The organism is Streptomyces sp. NPDC042102 (genome assembly GCF_055582305.1).
In genome coordinates, this window is record NZ_JBVJDL010000012.1 from 81,136 (window position 1) to 98,974 (window position 17,839).

The window sequence follows — 17,839 nt, forward strand, 5'->3', positions numbered from 1 at the left end:
CCTCCACTTCTCGGCTCGGGTCCGGTCGGGGTCCGGCATCCACTGATCTTTTTCCAAAGGGGGACGAGTATGCGAGCAACGCCCACATATCCCTGACACGTTCGTGACGTCGGCTGTGATGTCGGCTGTGATGTCGGCTGTGGCACCGGCTGTGACACCGCCCGCGACGTCCGCCGCGGCGTCCGTCCGTGCTCCGGCGGGCTCCGCCGGGCGGACCTCAGCCGGCCGCGAGGACCTCCTCGACCATGCTCATGAACCCCTCGTCCAGCATCGTGTGCACGGCGGTGTCGACCGCCGGGTCCAGCCCGGTGTCGTGACAGGCCACGCTCAGCAGGTACCGCCCCAGCACGTGGTGCGTGCCGAAGGCCCACTCGCCGCGCGCCGCCGGCCGCCCGTCGGGCGCGAGCAGCTCACCGCTGTCCAGTCCGAAGCCGAACTCGTTGAAGTCCAGCCTCAGCCCCTGACCGAGGGCCTTGGTGTAGGCCTCCTTGAGCGTCCACAGCCGCAGCATCCCGGCCGCCTGCTCAGCGGCCGGCAGCCGGGCCAGCTCCGCCGCCTCGGCCGGGGTGCAGACCCGGTCGTGCAGCAGCTCGAACGACATCCGCCGGCCGGCCGGTTCGGCGTCCACGCCGATCCGGCCGGTCCGGCTGATGCCCACCGCGATCAGGTCCTCGGTGTGGCTGAGGCTGACGTCGAGCTGGTCCAGGCCCCGGATGTACGGGCGGCCGCCGATCCGGTACGACAGGTCCAGCGCGGCCGGTTCGGTGCGCAGCGCGGCGGCGGCCGTGTACTTGACCACCATCCGCGAGGTGACGAAGCGGTAGCGGATGGCGGCGTCGGCGGTGCGCCGGTAGCGCTGCCAGTCCCGGCCCAGCAGCGGCCGCAGGGCGGTGTCGGAGAGGGCGGCCGTCAGCCACTCCCCCCAGGTCGCGTACACCACGGCGTGCCCGTGCTCGGTGACGGCGGCGGAGACCGCGTCCCAGGGTCCCTCGGGCCCGGTGACGTGGACGGGGGGCGCGAGGGCCGTCATGCGGCGGCCTCCGTCCCGTACCCGCCGTACGCGGTCCCGGCCAGGTCGCAGCTGCGCCCCGCCCGGTAGCGGCGTACGAGTTCCTCCAGCACCTGCGCCACGCACCCGTCCGGCAGTTCCGGCACCGCGATGCCGAGCCGGCCGCCGAGGCGGGTCAGCGCCAGCACCGCCCAGGCGGGGTCGGCGAGGAACGGGTCGCCGCCGTCCTGGCCCTCCCACACGCCGAGCACCGCGCCGGCGGCCAGCACCAGGGCGTAGCGGTCGCTGAGCACGAGGGCCGCGGGCAGCGCGGGCCGGGCGAGGCACTGCTCGCGCAGCGCGCGCAGCTCGCCCACGAAGCTCTCGGCGAGCTCGGCCAGCGCCCCGATGTGGCCGCCGACGGCGCGGCTGGTCTCCAGTCGCGCGGCGGCGCCGGCCAGGGTCGCGGACAGGAAGTCGTGGCCGCCGGCCGCCCCGAGCAACCGATAGTCCAGCAGCGGCAGTTCGGCGTCCTCCTGGAACAGGGCGGGCGGCGGCTCCTCCGCCCGGAACCACGACCGCTCGGCCAGGTGCGCCAGCTGCGGCACGATCACGGCCTGGCAGGCGGCGGTCCCGGCGTGCCCGAGCCCGGCCACCGGCAGGTCACGCACCAGCTTGTCCAGCGACCCGTACTGCGGGCTGCCGTGGTCGTAGCCGTGCGCGCCCAGGACGGACGCCAGCTCCTCGAGGTTCTCGCGCAGCAGGTCCGGTACGACGTACTTCACGGCCGCGGCCAGGACGTGCGCCCGCTCGGGCAGCAGCGACAGCGAACGCAGCGCGGCGCGCGCCATGGCGTCGGCCGCGAGCAGGTCGGCGAAGACCCCGGCCAGCGGCTTGTGCCAGCGGCGCGCCATGGGCTTCGTACGGCCGATGGTGACCGACCGGACGGCGGCGTGCAGGACGGTGTCGGCGGCGGAGACGGCCAGCGCGGGGATGATGCAGCGGTTGACCTGGAAGGTGCGCAGGGCGAGGGCGACGCCTTCGCCGGGGCGGCCGACCAGCGTGTCGGCGGGCAGCTCGCAGCCGTCGAAGCGCAGGCCGGAGAAGAGGCCGCCGCGCATGCCGGAGGTCACGACGCGCGGCAGCCGGGAGAGCCCGTCGGCCTCCTCCGGGCGGACCAGCAGCACGGAGTGGCTGCGGGCGGAGCGCTCGGGGGAGGTACGGGCGTACACGACGAGCGCGCCCGCGCGGGCGGCGTTCATGATGAGGTCCTTGCGGCCGCGCAGCGTGTAACCGGCGCCGGCCGGCCGCGGTGCCGCCGTGAACTCGTGGCGCAGGATGCCGTTGGCGTGGGCGACCTCGTGGTGGACGATCGCCGCCCGGCCGCCGGCCAGCAGCAGCGCGGCGGTCTCGGCGCGCTGGCGCGCGGTACCGGCTGCCCAGACGGCCGCGGAGGCGAACAGGGACGTGATGCCGTACCCGAAGCCGAGGGTGACGTCGCGCCGGAAGACCGGGCGCAGCGCGGTGACGAGCAGATCGGCGCGGGTGAGCCGGCCGCCGAACTCGGCGGGCACGAACTCGGCGCCGACCCCTGCGGCGGCCAGCAGCTCCTCGGTGGCGTACGGCGGCTCGGACTGCCGGTCGGCGGCGAGGAGGGCGGCGATCCCGTGCGGGTTGGCGGGGTCGTGCGGATCACCGAGCGACTCCTCCAGCCGGGCCGCCCGCACCGCCGCGGCCGCCGCGCCGTGGTCGGCACGGGCGTCGGCATCGGCGCGGGCGTCGGCACGGGCTCCGGCTCCGGCTCCGGCTCCGGTGAGGGCGCCGGCATCGGCTCCGGCTCCGGCGTCGGCGCGGGCATCGGGGGCCGGCGCGAGAGAGTGCGTCATGGTCACTCGTCTCCCGGGGGTCACAGGCTGCGTATGGCGGATTCCGCGTGCCGCTTGGCGAGTTCGAGGGTGGCGGTGCTGTTGCGTCCGAGGGCGTCGCGCACGAAGGCGCGCGCCTGGTGGACGTCGGCACCGGGGCCGAGCACCCGCTCGAAGGCCTCCTCGCGCAGCAGGACGCTGTGCTGGGAGGTGACGGTCACCCCCGTCTCGTCGGGCACGACGGACCACTCGCCGGTGTGGGCCTCCATCAGCAGCGGCGTCTTCGTCTGCTTGTAGACGATCCGCCAGGCGTGCGGGAAGCAGATGCGGACGGAGTCGGTGGTGTGCACGGACCCGTCGGCGATCCGGGTGTCCATGCTCATCACCTGCACACCGGGCAGGTCCTCGACGACGTCGACCCGTGCCACGTGCGGCACCCGGTCGGCCCAGTCGGCGACCCCGTACAGGAAGTCGTACACGAGCTCGGCCGGCCCGTGGACGCGGACGGAGTCCTCGAAGCTCAGGAGCAGCCCGTCCAGCCGCCGCCACTGCTCGGCGGTCTCCTTGAGCTGCGCCAGCTCGGCGCGGCTGTTGGTGTCGGTGGCCAGCAGCAGCCACGCGACGTCGTCCGGCCGGTCGGCGGCGACGGTGAACTCGTGCTCCAGGCGCAGGCGGCACCGGTCGGCGCCGCGCTCCTCGACGGTCCAGGTGCCGCCCATGGACACGGCGGGCGCGGCCGGCAGCTCCTGGAGGAACTCGATCCGCATCCGGCCGTGGTCGAGCGTCCGCCGGGACAGCCACGACTTCACGGATCCGTTGGCGGTCACCCACATCTGGAACCGGTCCAGGACTCCGTCGAAGTCCAGCCGTTCGACGTGGATGCTCGGTGGCACGAACAACGGCCACTGCGTGGTGTCCGCGATCAGCCCGTAGACCACCCCGGCCGGCGCTGCCACGTCGATCTCGTAGGACGTGCGGTGCACTCGCTCACCCGACATCGGCTCAACCTCCCTGACCCTGTGCCCCGACCTTCCCGCCCCACGCCGGAGGCCTGCCGGAAAGCCACTTGAGGAAGGGTCCAGGGGTGAGGGTGGGATGGGGGTGGGCGTGGGTGGGCGTGGGGGTGGGTGAGTGAGCTTCTAGGGAAGGGCCTTCAGGGACTGGCGGGCCAGCTGGTACGCCGGGAGCATCGCCTTGTGCTCGTCGGTGTCGAGCCCGCCGAGGTGGACGACGACCGCGGCGCCGGACGGGGTGACGACCGCGAAGGCGTGCTCCTGCTTGGGCTCGTCGAGCGCGGTGGTCTCGTACGCGGCCTCGGCCGCCGGGAGCGCGCCGGCCGTGACGTCGGTGACGGCCGGCGTGCCGGTGACCTTCTGCTTGGCCAGGAAGGCATCGAGGGCCTGGCGGGCGGTGCCGGGGCTCTTCTCGGCGGTCCAGACGCGAAGGAAACCGATGTGCCCGGCGGGCTTGGCGTCGATCTCGCAGCGCAGGATGAAGGCGCCGTGCGGGATCCCGCCGGGAGCGGCTTCGGGCTGCCAGGACGTGGCGAGGTCGAAGGAGACGGGAAGCGGACAGTCGGTGCCGGGGGCGCCGACGGAGGCGGCGGGGGCGGCGGGGGCGGCAGCGGAGGGGGCTCCGGCGGCGGGTTTGTCACCGGGCTTGGCCCCGGTCTCCGTTCCCGAGGGCCCGCAGGACGTGACCAGCCCCGCGAGTGCGGCGACGGCCAGAAGCCGGACGATGACGGTACGGCGCATGCTTGGTTCCCCCACGTCGAAAAGGGCAACTTAGCAAGCCGGACGGTGGGGGGAGGGGTTCCGGGGGCATCCCGTCAGTCCTCACTGTCCTTCCGTGCCGGGACGGCCTGTCAAGAGCGCTCCTTCGTCGCGTCGCTACGCGATTCCGCTTCGCTCCACTCCTGACAGGCCGTCCCGTCCCGGAAAGACAAGGACTGTCGGGACGCCCCCGAAAGAACGGGAGGTCGGCAGCCCACCAAGGCGAGGGGTTCCAAGGCCCGCCCAGTGGCCCGGCCAGTCCGTTTCCCGTCCACGCCAGGTGCGGAAGCCGGCCGGGAGGCCGGGGACGCGCCCGATCGCTACGCGCTCCTGCCGTCTCAGCGGCCCCGGCCCGGCCGTGGCCGGACATAGGCCGCCATCGATCGCTACGCGCTGCCGCGATCGCGCGTCTGATGCCCGTCTGCGGACAGGGAGTTCGTCATCAGGTGCGGTGATGGGAAGATGGGGCAGGTGAGCGAAGAGGATCTGCTGGCCATGCGCTTCGAGGAGCACCGCCCCCATCTGAGGGCGGTGGCGTACCGGATGCTGGGCTCGCTCAGCGAGGCCGAGGACGCGGTGCAGGAGTCGTGGCTGAAGCTGAGCCGCGCGGACGTGACCGGCGTGACGAACCTGGGTGGCTGGCTGACCACGGTGGTCGGCCGGGTGTGCCTGGACATGCTGCGCTCGCGGGGATCACGCCGTGAGGAACCGCTGCTGCCCGACCCGATCGTCAGCAGCCCGGACACCATCGACCCCGAGCACGAGATGCTCGTGGCCGACTCCGTCGGCATCGCGCTGATGATCGTCCTGCAGACGCTCTCTCCCGCCGAACGGCTCGCGTTCGTCCTGCACGACCTGTTCGCCGTCCCCTTCGACGAGATCGCCCCGATCCTCGGCCGTACGTCGGCCTCCACCCGGCAGCTCGCCAGCCGCGCCCGCCGCCGCGTCGAGGGGGCCGCGCCGGCCCCCGACTCCGACCTGGCCCGCAGACGGCAGGTCGTGGACGCCTTCCTCGCCGCCTCGCGCGGCGGAGACTTCGACGCCCTCCTCGCCGTCCTCGACCCCGACGTCGTGGCCCGCTCCGACGGCGGGGCACTGCGCCCAAGCCTGCTGCGGCGCGGCGCGGCGGACGTCGCCTCCCAGGCCATCACCTTCGCCCGGTTCGCCGAAGGCGCGCTCGCGGCACTCGTCAACGGCTCGCCCGGCGTGGTGTCCGTCGCGCAGGGCCGCGCCGTGTCCGTCATGGCCTTCACGATCAGGAAGGACAGGATCGTCGCCCTGGACATCCTCACCGACCCGGACCGCCTCGCCACCATCGACCTCACCCCCCTGCGCCCTCACACCGGCTGACTGCCGACCGGGCAGCACCGGACGGGCATCAGACGCGCGATCGCGGCAGCGCGTAGCGATCGATGGCGGCCTATGTCCGGCCACGGCCGGGCCGGGGCCGCTGAGACGGCAGGAGCGCGTAGCGATCGGGTGCGCCTGCTTGCCAGGGGGCGGATTGCGCACCTGTCGTGCGGGTAAACGGACTGGCCGGACCACTGGGCGGGCCTTGGAACCCCTCGCCTTGGTGGGCTGCCGACCTCCCGTTCTTTCGGGGGCGTCCCGACAGTCCTTGTCTTTCCGGGACGGGACGGCCTGTCAGGAGTGGAGCGAAGCGGAATCGCGCAGCGACGCGACGAAGGAGCGCTCTTGACAGGCCGGCCCGGCACGGAAGGACAGTGAGGACTGACGGGATGACCCCGGAACCCCTCCAACGCCCGACGGGCACGGGGTCGACCGGCCCTCACCAGTCGCTCAGTCCGTGCTCCCCGGGGGGACCACCCACTGTGTGCGCTGGCGGGTGATCGACGCGATCATGTCGAAGTCGCCGTCGTGGTGGAGGAGGATCGCGCCGTGCCGTTCCGCAGTGGCCGCGATCAGGAGGTCGGGCCAGGACAGCGCGCGGTGGAAACCCTGGTCGATCGCCTTCCGCTGCACGTGTAGGGCCCGCTCGGACACCTCCTGCGCGCAGTAGAGGTAATCGAAGCCGTGCAGCCACTTGGTGATCACGTCGACCTCGTGCCGGCCGCGCACGCTGAACATCAGCTCGTACTCGACCGCCGGGCAGACCGCCAGCAGCCCCCGCTCGTGGAGCGGGTCGAGGACGGCCGCCACAGCCGGCTTACGCCACCGGCTGATGGCGGACTTGTCCGCCAGGAACAGTGCGGTCACGCGGCTGCCTTCGTCTCTTCCGCAGGCGGGTCCACCTTCGTCTTCTCGATGATCTCGCTGAAGTCGAGGTCCCCCGACTTGATCGCGTCGATGAACTGCTGCCGAAGGTGACGCTTGACCGCGTCCTCGACCGCCGCGCGGACCGCGGCGGCCTTGGTCTTGGTGCCGTAGATGGCTCTTGCCTGCTCAACCATCTCGTCGTCGAGATCAATCATCGTGCGGGTCATGACCCACCTCCACCACGTCAGGACGGAAACGACACCAATTCTATCGTCAACCGGTGTCATTTCTTGTCGCCTGATCGGGTGGTCCGTCCATCGGATCAACGCCCGGTCGACGCTCCCGACACCCCCGCCCGCTCCAGCCGCTCCACGATGGCCTCCGCCAGCCCCCCGATCGTCGGGGTCTCGTAGATCTGCCGGAGCTTGAGGTCCGTCGCGAACGTACGGGACAGCTGGCGCAGCATGTGGTGGGCCGCCAGGGAGTCGCCGCCGAGTTCGAAGAAGCTTACGTCCGGCGGCGGGTCGGTGACCTTGAGCAGGGTCGACCAGACCGCGCGTACCTCGTCCTGGACGGTCAACGTATTGGTCATGCCTCACCCTCGCCGGTACCGCTCGAACGGTGCTGGACGGCGGCGGGACCCACCCCGGCCGAGGCCCCCGGCCGGATCAGCAGCGCCGCCACGAGCGCCACCCCCGCGCACACCGCACCCGCCGTGAAGCCGGCCGACATCCCGGACCGGGAGGCGACCGCGACCAGGACGGCCAGGCCCAGCGAGCCGCCCAGCGTCTGGACCGCGTTCAGGACGCTGGACGCCGCGCCCGCCTCGCCGCGCGCCAGCCCCGAGGTGGCCAGGACGGTCGGCGGGATGACGCAGCACGCCATGCCGGCCCCCAGGAGCAGCAGCGGCGGGAGGACGGCCGTCCAGTACGACGAGGCGGCCCCCAGCTGCGAGAGCCAGAGGTTGCCCGTGAGCAGCAGCGACGCGCCCGCCGACATGAGGTACCGGGCCCCCAGGTGCCGCTCCAGGCGTACGGCGGCCCCGGCCATCAGGGCCATCGTCGCCGCCAGCGGGGTCAGGGCGAGGGCCGCGTCCAGGGGTCCGTACCCGGACTGCTGCTGGAAGTACTGGTTGAGGAAGAAGTACGCGCCCATCACCGAGCCCGGCACCGCCAGCGTGCCGGCGTACGACAGGACGCGGTTGCGGGAGCGGAACAGCCCCAGCGCCACGATCGGCCGCTCGGCGCGCCGCTCGACCCCCGCGAAGAGGGCGAACAGTGCCACGCCCGAGGCCACGCAGCCCAGCGCCCGCGCGTCGCCGGGGCCGGCCTCGGCCGCCCGCGCGAGTCCGTAGACCAGGGCGGTCGCGCCCAGCGCGGACAGCAGCGCGCCCGCGAGGTCGAAGCGGCCCGGGTTGCGGCGGGTCTCGGTGATCACGGCCGGGCCCACGGCCAGGATCAGCAGGCCCAGCGGCACGTTGAGCAGCAGTTCCCAGCGCCAGCCGCCGAGCGAGGACAGGGTGCCGGCGAGCAGCAGGCCGCCGGCCGTGGAGACCGCGCCGACCGCGGTGCACACGGCGATGGCGCGCCGGCGGGGCGCGCCCTCCTCGAACATGCTCAGGACCAGCGCCAGGCCGCTCGGCGCGGCCAGCGCCGCGCCCACGCCCTGGGCGACGCGGACGGCGGTGAGCACCTCCACGTTCGGTGCCAGGCCGCGGGCCGCGGCGGCGGCCGTGAAGAGGGCGACTCCGGCGAAGAAGACCCTCCGGCGGCCGAGGATGTCCCCCGCGCGCCCGCCGAGCAGCAGCAGGCCGCCGAAGGCGAGCAGGTAGGCGTTGAGTACCCAGGACGAGCCGACGGCGGTGAGGCCGAGGTCGGCGCGCATGCCCGGGAGGGCGATGTTCACGATGGCGTCGTCGAGCTGGATCATCGCGTTGCAGGAGGCGATGACCGCGAGGGCCAGGCCCGGGCGCGCGCGGCGCGCCCGGGCATGGCGGGGTCGGTGCGCGGATGAGGAAGCGGGCCCGGGCGCGGCCGGCCCGGGCAGCGCCCCGGGCATGGCCCCGGGCACGGACCCGGGCACGTGCCCGGTCGCGGGTTTGCCCGGAGGGCGTACCGCACGGGGTTCGAGGACGGGGGCGGACATGACCTGCCTCCTGAGGACTTCACATGGCGTCAGGCACCAGACACAGGCGGGGCTCATGGGGGACACGGCCGGACTCGGTCTGTTGCTGAAACCTTCTCTCGTCGCCCTCGTTCCCTCCTCGTCCCGTCCTTGAGAGCGCTTTGAGCGCCCCGGGAACGGCCGTCGGCCGCGGCCCGCCCTACCGGATCCGGAAGTTCGCCATCATCCCCATCGCCGAGTGGTCCAGCAGGTGGCAGTGGTAGACGTACGTCCCCCGGTACGTGTTGAAGGTGGCGTGCAGCTTCACGGTCTCTCCCGGGAACAGCCGGACCGTGTCCTTCAGCCCCGCCTCCGCCGGTCCCGCGGGCGCGCCGTTGCGCTCCAGCACCCGGAACTGGACGAGGTGCATGTGGAAGTTGTGCGGGACGACCTTGTTCTCGTTCGTCACCGTCCAGATCTCCGAGGTGCCGTGCGCGATCGTCTGGTCGATCCGGTCCGCGTCCCAGACCTGCCCGTCCATCAGGCCGCGCGGCTCGGGGCGGCCGTCCTCGTCCATGCTGAGGACGATGTGGCGCTGGACCGTCGCGGCCGCCGGCGCGGGCAGCGTCCGCAGCACGTTCGGGATCCGGCTCGGGTCGGAGGCGGTGCGGACGACGTCGAACCGGAGCACCTTGCCGACCTGGTCGGGGGTGCCCGGGCCCAGGGTGTTCTCCAGGACGATCTTCGTGCCGACCGGGTACCGGGAGAAGTCGATGACGACGTCGGCCCGCTCGGCCGGCGACAGCCCGATCGTGTCGGTGGTGAACGGGCGCTCCAGCAGGCCGCCGTCCGAGCCGATCTGGATCATCTGGCCGCCGTCGGACAGCCGCAGCTGGAAGAAGCGCATGTTGGAGGAGTTGAGCAGCCGGAAGCGGTACTTGCGGGCCGCGACCTGGAAGTACGGGCTGGGCCGGCCGTTGGCGAGGATGGTGGTGCGTCCGAAGACGTCGTCCATGACGTAGACCAGCTGCCCGGCCTCGTCGAAGCGGGCGTCGCGCAGCGCGATCGGCACCTCGTACTGCCCGGCGGGCAGCGGCAGGGCGGCCTCGATGTCGTCGGTGAGCAGGTACGAGCCGGACAGGCCGCGGAAGACGTGCTCGGACTCCATGTGGTGGGCGTGGTCGTGGAACCAGAGCGGGGCGTGCGGCTGCTGGTTGAGGTAGGTGTACGTACGCGCCGTGCCCGGCGCGAAGGTGTCCATCGGGGCGCCGTCGTTCTCCGGTGAGACGTTGCCGCCGTGCAGGTGGACGGCGACCGGCATGGTGAGGTTGTTGCGGTGGCGGACGACGACCTTCCGGCCGGTGCGGGCGCGCAGGACGGGGCCCGGGAAGTGGCCGTCGTACGTCAGGACCTTGGTCTGGGCCCCCGGCAGGATCTCCCGGGCGACCTCCTTGATCGTGACGTAGTACGTGTCCTGGCCGCCCAGGGTGGATATCGGCGACAGCACGGGCAGCGTCGGCATCTTCACCGAGAACGGCGGCGGAACCGGAACCGCTCGCGGGCCGGCGCCGTCGGCGGCCTGCGCCGAGCGGGCGTTGAGCAGCGGCATCAGCGCGCCGCCCGTGATCAGGCTCGCGCCGGTCGCGGCGACGGCGCCGCCGAGCACGCTGCGTCTGGTGACCATGGGATCTCCTCCTGGAGGGACGGGATGTGCACGCACCCGGGGCACGCGGTGAGGGGCCTCGCACAGGTGGTCGCGCCGCGAGTGCACCAGACGGACCTCGTACGTCGCTCGAGCGCGCGTGGGGTGCGGGCGTGACGCGTTGCGCGGGCCTTGCGGGGCTTTCGCGACCCTCCTCGTGCGGACGAAGTGCGTACGGGGAGGGCCACCTCGGCCCCGCGCGCGCACGGCCCCGTCCGCACGACCGCAGCCTGACGACCGCGTGCCGGACGACGGCGTCCCGCACGACCGAGTGCCCGGACCACCGCGTCCGCCGCACGACTGGGGGAGGCCCACCGTGGACCTGCACGACCTGCACGACTTACGCGACTGGCTGCCGCGCGCCGTCGAGGTCGCCGAGCGCTGGGGCGGGCAGTTCGGCCCGTACACGACCCATGCCGCGCACCGCGTCGGCCCCGACGCCTTCACCGAGGCCTTCGACCGCCTGGCGAAGCGGATGGATCACAACTATCCGTTCTTCCACCCGCGTTACGCCGGACAGATGGTCAAGCCGCCGCATCCGGCGGCCGTCGTCGGCTACCTGACGGCGATGCTCTTCAACCCCAACAACCACGCCGCCGAGGGCGGACCCGCCACCACCGAGATGGAGAAGGAGGCGGTCGCGGAGCTCGCCGGGATGTTCGGCCTGCCCGCGCACGTCGGCCACCTCACCACCAGCGGCACCATGGCCAACCTGGAGGCCCTCTACGTCGCCCGCCAGCTGCATCCGGAGCGCGGGATCGCGTACAGCTCCGAGTGCCACTACACGCACGAGCGGATGTGCCAGGTCCTGGGCATGGAGGGGCACCGGATCCCCGCCGACGGACGCGGCCGCATCGACCTGGGCGCGCTGGAGGGCGCGCTGCGCGGCGGGCGGATCGGCACGGTCGTCGTGACCACGGGGACGACCGGCCTCGGCGCGGTCGACCCGGTGCACGAGGTGCTGGCGCTGGCGCGCCGGTACGGGGCGCGGGTGCACGTCGACGCCGCGTACGGCGGCTTCTACGCGATCCTCGGCCGGGCGGGCCTGGCGGGGCTGGACCCGGCCCCGTGGCGGGCGATCGCGGAATGCGACTCGGTGGTCGTCGATCCGCACAAGCACGGGCTCCAGCCGTACGGCTGCGGCGCGGTGCTGTTCCCGGACCCGCGCGCGGGGCGGCACTTCGCGCACGACTCGCCGTACACCTACTTCACCGACTCCGACCTGCACCTGGGCGAGATCAGCCTGGAGTGCTCCCGGGCGGGGGCGGCGGCGGCCGCGCTGTGGCTGACGCTCCAGGTGCTGCCGCTGACCCCGGACGGTTTCGGGCGGATCCTCGCGGCGAACCGGCGGGCCGCGCTCGCGTGGGCGGAGCTGATCACCGGCTCCGACTCCCTGGAGCTGTACCAGCCGCCGGACCTGGACATCGTCACGTACTTCCCGGCGACGGCGGACGGGTCGCTGCGCGCCGTCGACGCGGCCTCGGAGCGGCTGCTGCGCGACGGCATGACGGCCGAGTCCGACCCGGTGTTCCTGAGCGTGCTGCGCGCGGACGCCGACGCGTTCCTGCGGCGTCACCCGCATGCGGTGCGCGACGCGGACGCGGCGCGGATCGTGCGCAGCGTCCTGATCAAGCCGGAGGCCGAGCACTACCTGCCCCGCCTGCACGCCCGCGTCGCGGAACTGGCCGCGCGCACCCGCCGCGCCGCCTGACGGCGCCGCCCCCGGCCGGCCCCGTCGCGCCGGCCCCTCGACCATCCACAACCGGAGGCACCCTTGTCCTTGTCCCCGACCCCGCAACGCCGGACCCGGTCCGCGCTCGACCGCTCGGCGGTCACCCACCTGTCCGCTCTCCTCGCGACCACGTTCCACCAGGACGCGCTGACCCGCTGGATCGTGCCGGACGAACGGCGCCGCGCCGAGCTGCTGCCCGGCTTCTTCCGGGTGTTCGTGGAGCTGTCCGCGTCCTACGACGCGGTGCTCACCTCCCCGGACGGCGACGCCGTCATCCTCTACCTGCCGCCCGGCGCCGAACCCGACGGGGCGGCCCTCGGGGCGGCGCTCGCGGAGTCGCTCGGCGAGACCTATGCGCCGGCCCTGGCGACCGTCACGGGGCTCCAGGCGCAGCACCACCCCACCGACCGGCCGCACTACTACCTGGCCTTCGGCGCGGTCCGCCCCGACCGGCAGCGCTCCGGCGTGCTGTCGGCGCTGCTCACCGAACTCATGGGCCGCGCCGACCGCGAGGGCGCGGCCGCGTACGCGGAAGCCAGCTCGCCCGGCGGCGAGGCCGTCACCCGGCGGCTCGGCTTCACCCGCCTCGGCGGGGACATCGTCCTGCCCGACGACGGGCCGACGCTTCGACCGATGTGGAGGGACCCCCGATGAGGGGCGACGATCTGATCATGTCGTGGACCGCGGGCGAGGTCGCGCGCGGCGAGGTACCGGCGGACCACATCGGTCCGCTGTTACAGGTGCTGCTGTGGAGCAAGGACTTCCTGGTCTCCAGCCACCCGGAGCTGGGCCGCACCGGCCCGGTGTGTCCGTACACGCAGCCGTCGCTGCGCAAGGAGCTCTTCCACCTGGCGGTGCCCTCCGCGGAGTGCGAGGACCTGTTCTCGGCGGTGGACTCGCTGCGCACCCGGCACGCGAAGCTGTCGAGGCGGCTGTCCGAGGAGGACCGTGAGCTGCTGACCATCCTGCTGGTGCTGCCGGCGTTCGACCCGACGGACTCGACCGAGCTGGACGAGCTCCAGCGCAAGGCGAAGGACGAGTTCGTGGCGGAGGGCCTGATGATCGGCCAGTTCCACCCGGTGTGCGAGGAGCCGGGGCTGTACAACGAGGCCTTCCGGCCGCTGCGCGCCCCGCTGCCGCTGCTGGCCGTCCGCAAGCTGCTGGTCTTCGACCTGCCGTTCCTGGTGAGCGACGACTCCCACATGGACCACTATCTCCAGCGGTTCGCCCCGGCCATCCCGGCCCGGATCCGCGACCAGCTGGTCAGCCGGGTGGTGGCCTGACAACCACCCCGGCCCACGAGGCGGCGGGTACGGGCCTGACCCCGTACCCGCCGCTTCGCCATGCCCGCTCGTTCGGGTGATCGCCGGTCCACCGCGGGCATCCGCCTTCCGTGCGGATGTACCGTCGCGCCATGGACACTGCACAGGTCGACCACGCGGGGGGATTCGGCGGCTACCGCCAGGTGGCCGACCCCGAGCGCGCCCTGAAGTACGCGATCCAGCACGTCAGGAGCGACCGTGTGGAGATCGTCGAGGGGGTCATCGACACCATGTCACCCACCTGGGGCCACGAGCGCGCAGCGCAGTTCGTGCGCCGGCAGATCGCCGGCCGCGTCGACGAGCTCGGTTGTGTGGCGGGCTCCGGCAGCCTGGACCTTCCCGGATCGGCCAACTGGTACGTACCTGATATCGCCGTCGTGCCGGACGAACTGGGCCAGGGCAGCAAGGCCCTGCTTCCCGACCAGACCCTGCTCGTCGTCGAGGTGACCTCGGACGAGGGCACCGAGGCCGACACCGACCGCGTCGTCAAGCGCAAGCGGTACGCCGAGTACCGCGCCCCCCTCTACCTGCTGGTCGACCGCGCCGAAGGCAGTGTGACCCTGTTCTCCCGGCCCGGGCAGCTGGGCTACAGCAGAACTGACGGGCCCCACCCCTTCGGCACCCCGGTGCGCCTTCCCGAGCCCTTCGGGATCGAGCTCGACACCACCGATCTGTAGTCAGCCCGCCGCCGCAACCGTCAGGCAGTCCTCGAGGAACGTCAGGACCCGCAGGTGGTACGACGGGGCCGTCAGGCCCAGGGTGATGTTGTGGCCCGCCGCCGGGTGGTGGGCGACCGTGGTCGTGGGGGCCGACGTCAGGCGGGCGGTCATGGCCGCGAGGGTGGGCTCGTCGAGCTGCCACCAGAACTCGTGTTCCGCGAAGGTCAGCCGGACCGGCACCCGTACGCGCGGGGCCAGGGCCTCGAACTGGCGCGGCCAGTGGATCGTCTCCGCCGATTCGCGGGGCGGGGTCGGCGAGAGCAGGGCGCGGCTGGCCTGGAAGGTGCCGCGCGGGTAGAGGTTCAGCGGGCCCCAGTTGAGCTTGGTGGCGCCGCCGCCCAGCGTCGAGGGGAAGTGCAGGGCCTCGGGGTTGTAGAAGTAGCCGGTGCCGGAGGTGTCCAGGCCCAGCAGCGGCACCGAGCCGTCGGTGGCCGCCGTGTGCAGGGCGACCTTGCCGCCGTCGGAGTGGCCCAGCAGGAAGACGCCGGCGCCGATGTCGTGGGTGCGCGCGTGCTCCTTGAGCGCCGCGTGCAGGGTGTCCGCCTGCTCGGCCAGGGTCAGGCCCTCGGGCAGGAGGTTCGCGGACTCGCCGTAGCCGGGGCGGTCCACGGCCAGGACCGTGTGGCCCAGGACGGTGGCGAGCGGGACGAAGGAGTTCCAGTACGCCGCCCGCATGCCGCGGCCGTGGACCGCCAGGATCGTGGAGCGCGGGGCGGTGCCGGGCGCCGGCTCCGCCAGGATGGCCGAGAGGGTGACACCGGCCGCGTCCAGCGTGTACGGCCGCGGGGCCGTCAGGAGCGTGTTCATCGGACCGCCAGCCCCTTCCGGGCCCCGGCCACCGCGTCCACCCACGCCGCCGGCGAGCCGGTGCGCAGCAGCGAGGTGCCGACCAGCAGCCCGCCGAAGCCGGCGTCGAGCAGGTTCGCGGCGGTGGCCGGGCCGTCGATGCCGCTCGCGCTGACCGGGCAGGGGGTGCCCGTCGCGCGGACCGCCGGGAGCAGGTCCAGGCTGCGCCCGAGGTCGCCGGCGCCGCGCTCGCGGGTCTTGATGTCCTTGTTGTTCACCGCGATCACGCACTGCGAGGCGTGCGGGACCAGGTCGAGTTCGGCCTCCGTGGTGATCTCCACGAACGGGGTCAGGCCCGCCAGCAGCGCCTCGGTCACCAGGGTGCGCATGCTGGACTCGGGCAGCAGCGCCGCCGTCAGCAGGACCGCGGAGGCGCCCAGGTCCTTGGCGGTGCGGATCTGGTCCTTGCGGGTGATGAAGTCCTTCTGGAGCAGCGGCAGGTCGGTCATCGCCGCGACGTCGCGCAGCAGCGCCGGCGAGCCGCCGAACCAGCGGCCCGTCACGACCGAGATGCACGGCGCGCCCGCCGTCTCGTACGCCGCGACGATCGCGGCCGGGGTGCGGCCGCCCAGCAGGTCGTAGCCGTGGGCGTCGCGCCGCTTCACCTCCATCACCACCGGGGTGGGCGAGGCCAGCAGGGCCTCCAGGAAGGACGTCTTGGTCGCGGTGCTGCGGGTGCTCATGACGACGGCTCCATCTCGCGGATCGGGGTGGGGAAGGCGCCCGTGCGCCACGCGCGGGCCAGGGCGGCGATCTCCGGGATCCCGAAGCCGCCGGTGTCGCGGTCGCGGGCCGCGGTGTCCACGTCGATGCCGCGGAAGCCCGGGTGGCGCACGACCTCCTCGTACGCCGGGCGGTTGGCCGGGGACAGGCCGCCGGCCAGCAGGAACGGGCGGGTCAGGCGGGGCAGCAGGGCCGTGACGTCGGCCTGGTCGAGGGTGCGGCCGGTGCTGCCGATCCGGCCGTCCTCGGTGGCGGTGTCGAGGAGGAAGAGGTCCGTGCCGGCCCGCGCGTACGCCCCGATGAGCGGGCGTTCGACGCAGCCGGCGCCGCCCGGCGCGACGTGCAGGACCTTCACGATGCCCACCGACGCCGGCAGGGCCTCGCGCAGCGCCCGGACGACGGCCGGCGGCTGGTAGGCGTGGAGCTGGATCCAGCCGGCCCCGGCGTGCCGGGCGATGGCCACGAGCTCGGCGGGATCGGCGAGGAAGGTGACCCAGACCGGCAGGAGGCCGGCGGACCGGGCCGCCGCCGCGAGGGCGGCGAGCCCGTTCCGGTCCAGTTCCGAGGGGCCGCCGGGTACGCCGTGCCAGAGCCCGACGCAGTCCGCCCCGGCGGCCGCCGCGGCCTCGATGTCCCGCGGGGCCGTGGCCCCGCACACCTTGAGCAAGGTCTGGGAACTCATTTGCCGAGTCCCAGCATCGAGGCGATGCGGTTGTACTGGATCTCGTTCGTACCGGAGTAGATGGTGCCGCCGACGGCGTTGCGCACCTCCTGCTCCAGTCCGAACTCGGCCATGTAGCCGTGCCCGCCGAAGATCTGTACGGCGGTCAGGCTCGTGGCCAGGTTGCTCTCGCTCGTGACGAGTTTGGAGATGGCGAGGTCGACGGTGACGTTCTCGCCGGCCTCCAGCTTCTCGCCCGTGTCGTAGAGCCACTTGCGGGAGGTCTCCAGCTGGATCTTCGTGTCCACGATCTTGTTGGCGATCGTCTGGTACGAACCGATCGTCTTTCCGAACGACTTACGCGTCTTCGCGTAATCGACACAGCGGTCCAGCCGGTGTTGCATCTCGCCCACGTTGACGATGAAGGAGAAGAGGATCTCCCGCTTCATCACGTGGTCCAGGACCATGAACCCGCCTCCGACCCGGCCGAGCACCGCGCTCTTGGGCACCCGTACGTCGTCGAAGAAGAGCTCGCTCAGCGGCGAGGTCCGCAGTCCCATCTTCTTGATGGGCTTGCCGGCCGTCAGTCCCGGGGTCGTGCTGTCCACCAGGAACGCCGTCGTTCCCAGCGGGCCGCCGTCCGGGTGGGTCCGGGCGTAGACCACGATCACGTCCGCGACCGGCCCGTTGCTGACGAAGACCTTGCTGCCGTTGATGACGAAGTCGTCGCCGTCACGTACGGCCCGGGTCGTCATCGCCATCGCGTCCGACCCGCCCTCGGCCTCGGTGATCGCGTGTGCGCCGATCGCCTCGCCCGAGCAGATCAGAGGGAGCCAGCGCTCCTTCTGCTCCGCGGTGCCGAACTGCTGGAGCGGGATTCCGGTCGAGCAGATGGACGTCGTGACCGAGAAGCTCAGTCCCGAGTCCCGGTTGTACTCGCCGAGTCCCTCCAGGACGTACATGGTGGTGAGCAGCGACTGCCCGAGGCCTCCGTACTCCTCGTCGAAGGGCAGTGCCAGGATTCCGGTCTTCTGGACGAGCTTCCACTTGTCCTCCGAGAAGGCGGAGCGCTCGTCGAGTTCGATGTGGTCTGCGCTGAGTGCGTCTCCCCACCGTTCCAGGCCTTCGCGCAGATCTGCCTGGTCGGCGTTCCAACGGATCACGGTGGACCCCTCTGAGTCGGTGATCG

Annotated in this window: 18 protein-coding genes; 5 read left to right on the forward strand and 13 right to left on the reverse strand. The window is 72.8% G+C overall.

Features of this window, described 5'->3' with window-relative positions; translation table 11 throughout:
• Positions 1 to 217: 217 nt before the first annotated feature.
• The 4 genes from ACZ6KO_RS30525 to ACZ6KO_RS30540 all read right to left on the reverse strand — a co-directional run bounded on the left by ACZ6KO_RS30525 (position 218) and on the right by ACZ6KO_RS30540 (position 4,607).
• Positions 218 to 1,030: a 4'-phosphopantetheinyl transferase family protein gene (locus ACZ6KO_RS30525; RefSeq protein WP_469307224.1), complete on the reverse strand. Its 813-nt coding sequence runs from the start codon at positions 1,028 to 1,030 to the stop codon at positions 218 to 220.
• Positions 1,027 to 2,874 (reverse strand): acyl-CoA dehydrogenase, encoded by a 1,848-nt coding sequence (locus ACZ6KO_RS30530; RefSeq protein ID WP_469307225.1) that lies wholly within the window; start codon positions 2,872 to 2,874, stop codon positions 1,027 to 1,029. Before ACZ6KO_RS30530 ends, ACZ6KO_RS30525 begins: the two co-directional genes overlap by 4 nt.
• 20 nt (positions 2,875 to 2,894) lie before the next feature.
• Complete coding sequence (locus tag ACZ6KO_RS30535) at positions 2,895 to 3,851, reverse strand: aromatase/cyclase (RefSeq protein WP_401455950.1); 957 nt, start codon at positions 3,849 to 3,851, stop codon at positions 2,895 to 2,897.
• Between the two features lie 141 nt (positions 3,852 to 3,992).
• A complete protein-coding gene (locus ACZ6KO_RS30540; protein ID WP_469307226.1) occupies positions 3,993 to 4,607 on the reverse strand; it encodes a lipoprotein in 615 nt (204 codons plus the stop codon).
• A gap of 489 nt (positions 4,608 to 5,096) precedes the next feature.
• On the opposite strand from ACZ6KO_RS30540, the gene ACZ6KO_RS30545 reads away from it, so the two are divergent.
• Positions 5,097 to 5,975, forward strand: coding sequence for a sigma-70 family RNA polymerase sigma factor (locus tag ACZ6KO_RS30545; RefSeq protein ID WP_469307227.1), 879 nt, complete (start codon positions 5,097 to 5,099; stop codon positions 5,973 to 5,975).
• 450 nt (positions 5,976 to 6,425) lie between these two features.
• Here ACZ6KO_RS30545 and ACZ6KO_RS30550 read toward each other — a convergent pair whose 3' ends face one another.
• The 5 genes from ACZ6KO_RS30550 to ACZ6KO_RS30570 all read right to left on the reverse strand — a co-directional run bounded on the left by ACZ6KO_RS30550 (position 6,426) and on the right by ACZ6KO_RS30570 (position 10,629).
• Positions 6,426 to 6,842 carry a PIN domain-containing protein gene (locus ACZ6KO_RS30550; RefSeq protein ID WP_469307228.1) on the reverse strand — a complete coding sequence of 139 codons (417 nt, stop codon included), beginning with the start codon at positions 6,840 to 6,842 and terminating at the stop codon, positions 6,426 to 6,428.
• Positions 6,839 to 7,069, reverse strand: a complete 231-nt coding sequence (locus tag ACZ6KO_RS30555) for a type II toxin-antitoxin system VapB family antitoxin (protein ID WP_401455957.1) — start codon at positions 7,067 to 7,069, stop codon at positions 6,839 to 6,841. The genes ACZ6KO_RS30550 and ACZ6KO_RS30555 overlap by 4 nt, the downstream gene beginning before the upstream one ends.
• A 95-nt stretch (positions 7,070 to 7,164) precedes the next feature.
• Positions 7,165 to 7,434: a phosphopantetheine-binding protein gene (locus ACZ6KO_RS30560; protein WP_469307229.1), complete on the reverse strand. Its 270-nt coding sequence runs from the start codon at positions 7,432 to 7,434 to the stop codon at positions 7,165 to 7,167.
• Positions 7,431 to 8,987, reverse strand: a complete 1,557-nt coding sequence (locus ACZ6KO_RS30565; protein ID WP_469307230.1) for an MFS transporter — start codon at positions 8,985 to 8,987, stop codon at positions 7,431 to 7,433. The genes ACZ6KO_RS30560 and ACZ6KO_RS30565 overlap by 4 nt, the downstream gene beginning before the upstream one ends.
• 178 nt (positions 8,988 to 9,165) lie before the next feature.
• Positions 9,166 to 10,629 (reverse strand): multicopper oxidase family protein, encoded by a 1,464-nt coding sequence (locus ACZ6KO_RS30570; RefSeq protein WP_469307231.1) that lies wholly within the window; start codon positions 10,627 to 10,629, stop codon positions 9,166 to 9,168.
• Positions 10,630 to 10,963: 334 nt separating this feature from the next.
• Here ACZ6KO_RS30570 and ACZ6KO_RS30575 point away from each other — a divergent pair, with 334 nt between their 5' ends.
• The 4 genes from ACZ6KO_RS30575 to ACZ6KO_RS30590 all read left to right on the forward strand — a co-directional run bounded on the left by ACZ6KO_RS30575 (position 10,964) and on the right by ACZ6KO_RS30590 (position 14,378).
• Positions 10,964 to 12,358: a pyridoxal phosphate-dependent decarboxylase family protein gene (locus tag ACZ6KO_RS30575; protein ID WP_469307232.1), complete on the forward strand. Its 1,395-nt coding sequence runs from the start codon at positions 10,964 to 10,966 to the stop codon at positions 12,356 to 12,358.
• Between the two features lie 63 nt (positions 12,359 to 12,421).
• The gene (locus ACZ6KO_RS30580; RefSeq protein WP_469307233.1) at positions 12,422 to 13,033 is read left to right on the forward strand and encodes a hypothetical protein; all 612 of its coding nucleotides are present in this window, start codon (positions 12,422 to 12,424) and stop codon (positions 13,031 to 13,033) included.
• Positions 13,030 to 13,662 carry a DUF6875 domain-containing protein gene (locus tag ACZ6KO_RS30585; RefSeq protein WP_469307234.1) on the forward strand — a complete coding sequence of 211 codons (633 nt, stop codon included), beginning with the start codon at positions 13,030 to 13,032 and terminating at the stop codon, positions 13,660 to 13,662. The genes ACZ6KO_RS30580 and ACZ6KO_RS30585 overlap by 4 nt, the downstream gene beginning before the upstream one ends.
• Positions 13,663 to 13,793: 131 nt before the next feature.
• Complete coding sequence (locus ACZ6KO_RS30590) at positions 13,794 to 14,378, forward strand: Uma2 family endonuclease (RefSeq protein ID WP_469307235.1); 585 nt, start codon at positions 13,794 to 13,796, stop codon at positions 14,376 to 14,378.
• Here the strand turns inward: ACZ6KO_RS30590 and ACZ6KO_RS30595 are convergent, their stop codons facing one another.
• The 4 genes from ACZ6KO_RS30595 to ACZ6KO_RS30610 are packed head-to-tail and all read right to left on the reverse strand — an operon-like array spanning position 14,379 to position 17,813.
• Positions 14,379 to 15,227: an alpha/beta hydrolase gene (locus tag ACZ6KO_RS30595; protein WP_469307236.1), complete on the reverse strand. Its 849-nt coding sequence runs from the start codon at positions 15,225 to 15,227 to the stop codon at positions 14,379 to 14,381.
• Positions 15,224 to 15,949 carry a beta/alpha barrel domain-containing protein gene (locus ACZ6KO_RS30600; RefSeq protein ID WP_469307237.1) on the reverse strand — a complete coding sequence of 242 codons (726 nt, stop codon included), beginning with the start codon at positions 15,947 to 15,949 and terminating at the stop codon, positions 15,224 to 15,226. Before ACZ6KO_RS30600 ends, ACZ6KO_RS30595 begins: the two co-directional genes overlap by 4 nt.
• On the reverse strand, positions 15,946 to 16,671 hold the full coding sequence (gene trpF / locus ACZ6KO_RS30605; RefSeq protein WP_469307238.1) for a phosphoribosylanthranilate isomerase: 726 nt from the start codon (positions 16,669 to 16,671) through the stop codon (positions 15,946 to 15,948). The genes ACZ6KO_RS30600 and trpF overlap by 4 nt, the downstream gene beginning before the upstream one ends.
• Positions 16,668 to 17,813, reverse strand: a complete 1,146-nt coding sequence (locus ACZ6KO_RS30610) for an acyl-CoA dehydrogenase family protein (RefSeq protein WP_469307239.1) — start codon at positions 17,811 to 17,813, stop codon at positions 16,668 to 16,670. Before ACZ6KO_RS30610 ends, trpF begins: the two co-directional genes overlap by 4 nt.
• Positions 17,814 to 17,839 lie beyond the last annotated feature (26 nt).

What these genes read in the sequence shown, in the direction of transcription:
- ACZ6KO_RS30535 (WP_401455950.1), bottom strand. Translation starts at nt 3,851, where the DNA reads ATGTCGGGTGAGCGAGTGCACCGCACGTCCTACGAGATCGACGTGGCA.
- ACZ6KO_RS30530 (WP_469307225.1), bottom strand. Translation starts at nt 2,874, where the DNA reads ATGACGCACTCTCTCGCGCCGGCCCCCGATGCCCGCGCCGACGCCGGA.
- ACZ6KO_RS30595 (WP_469307236.1), bottom strand. Translation starts at nt 15,227, where the DNA reads ATGAACACGCTCCTGACGGCCCCGCGGCCGTACACGCTGGACGCGGCC.
- ACZ6KO_RS30590 (WP_469307235.1), top strand. Translation starts at nt 13,794, where the DNA reads ATGGACACTGCACAGGTCGACCACGCGGGGGGATTCGGCGGCTACCGC.
- trpF (WP_469307238.1), bottom strand. Translation starts at nt 16,671, where the DNA reads ATGAGTTCCCAGACCTTGCTCAAGGTGTGCGGGGCCACGGCCCCGCGG.
- ACZ6KO_RS30555 (WP_401455957.1), bottom strand. Translation starts at nt 7,069, where the DNA reads ATGACCCGCACGATGATTGATCTCGACGACGAGATGGTTGAGCAGGCA.
- ACZ6KO_RS30570 (WP_469307231.1), bottom strand. Translation starts at nt 10,629, where the DNA reads ATGGTCACCAGACGCAGCGTGCTCGGCGGCGCCGTCGCCGCGACCGGC.
- ACZ6KO_RS30560 (WP_469307229.1), bottom strand. Translation starts at nt 7,434, where the DNA reads ATGACCAATACGTTGACCGTCCAGGACGAGGTACGCGCGGTCTGGTCG.
- ACZ6KO_RS30525 (WP_469307224.1), bottom strand. Translation starts at nt 1,030, where the DNA reads ATGACGGCCCTCGCGCCCCCCGTCCACGTCACCGGGCCCGAGGGACCC.
- ACZ6KO_RS30540 (WP_469307226.1), bottom strand. Translation starts at nt 4,607, where the DNA reads ATGCGCCGTACCGTCATCGTCCGGCTTCTGGCCGTCGCCGCACTCGCG.
- ACZ6KO_RS30585 (WP_469307234.1), top strand. Translation starts at nt 13,030, where the DNA reads ATGAGGGGCGACGATCTGATCATGTCGTGGACCGCGGGCGAGGTCGCG.
- ACZ6KO_RS30600 (WP_469307237.1), bottom strand. Translation starts at nt 15,949, where the DNA reads ATGAGCACCCGCAGCACCGCGACCAAGACGTCCTTCCTGGAGGCCCTG.
- ACZ6KO_RS30565 (WP_469307230.1), bottom strand. Translation starts at nt 8,987, where the DNA reads ATGTCCGCCCCCGTCCTCGAACCCCGTGCGGTACGCCCTCCGGGCAAA.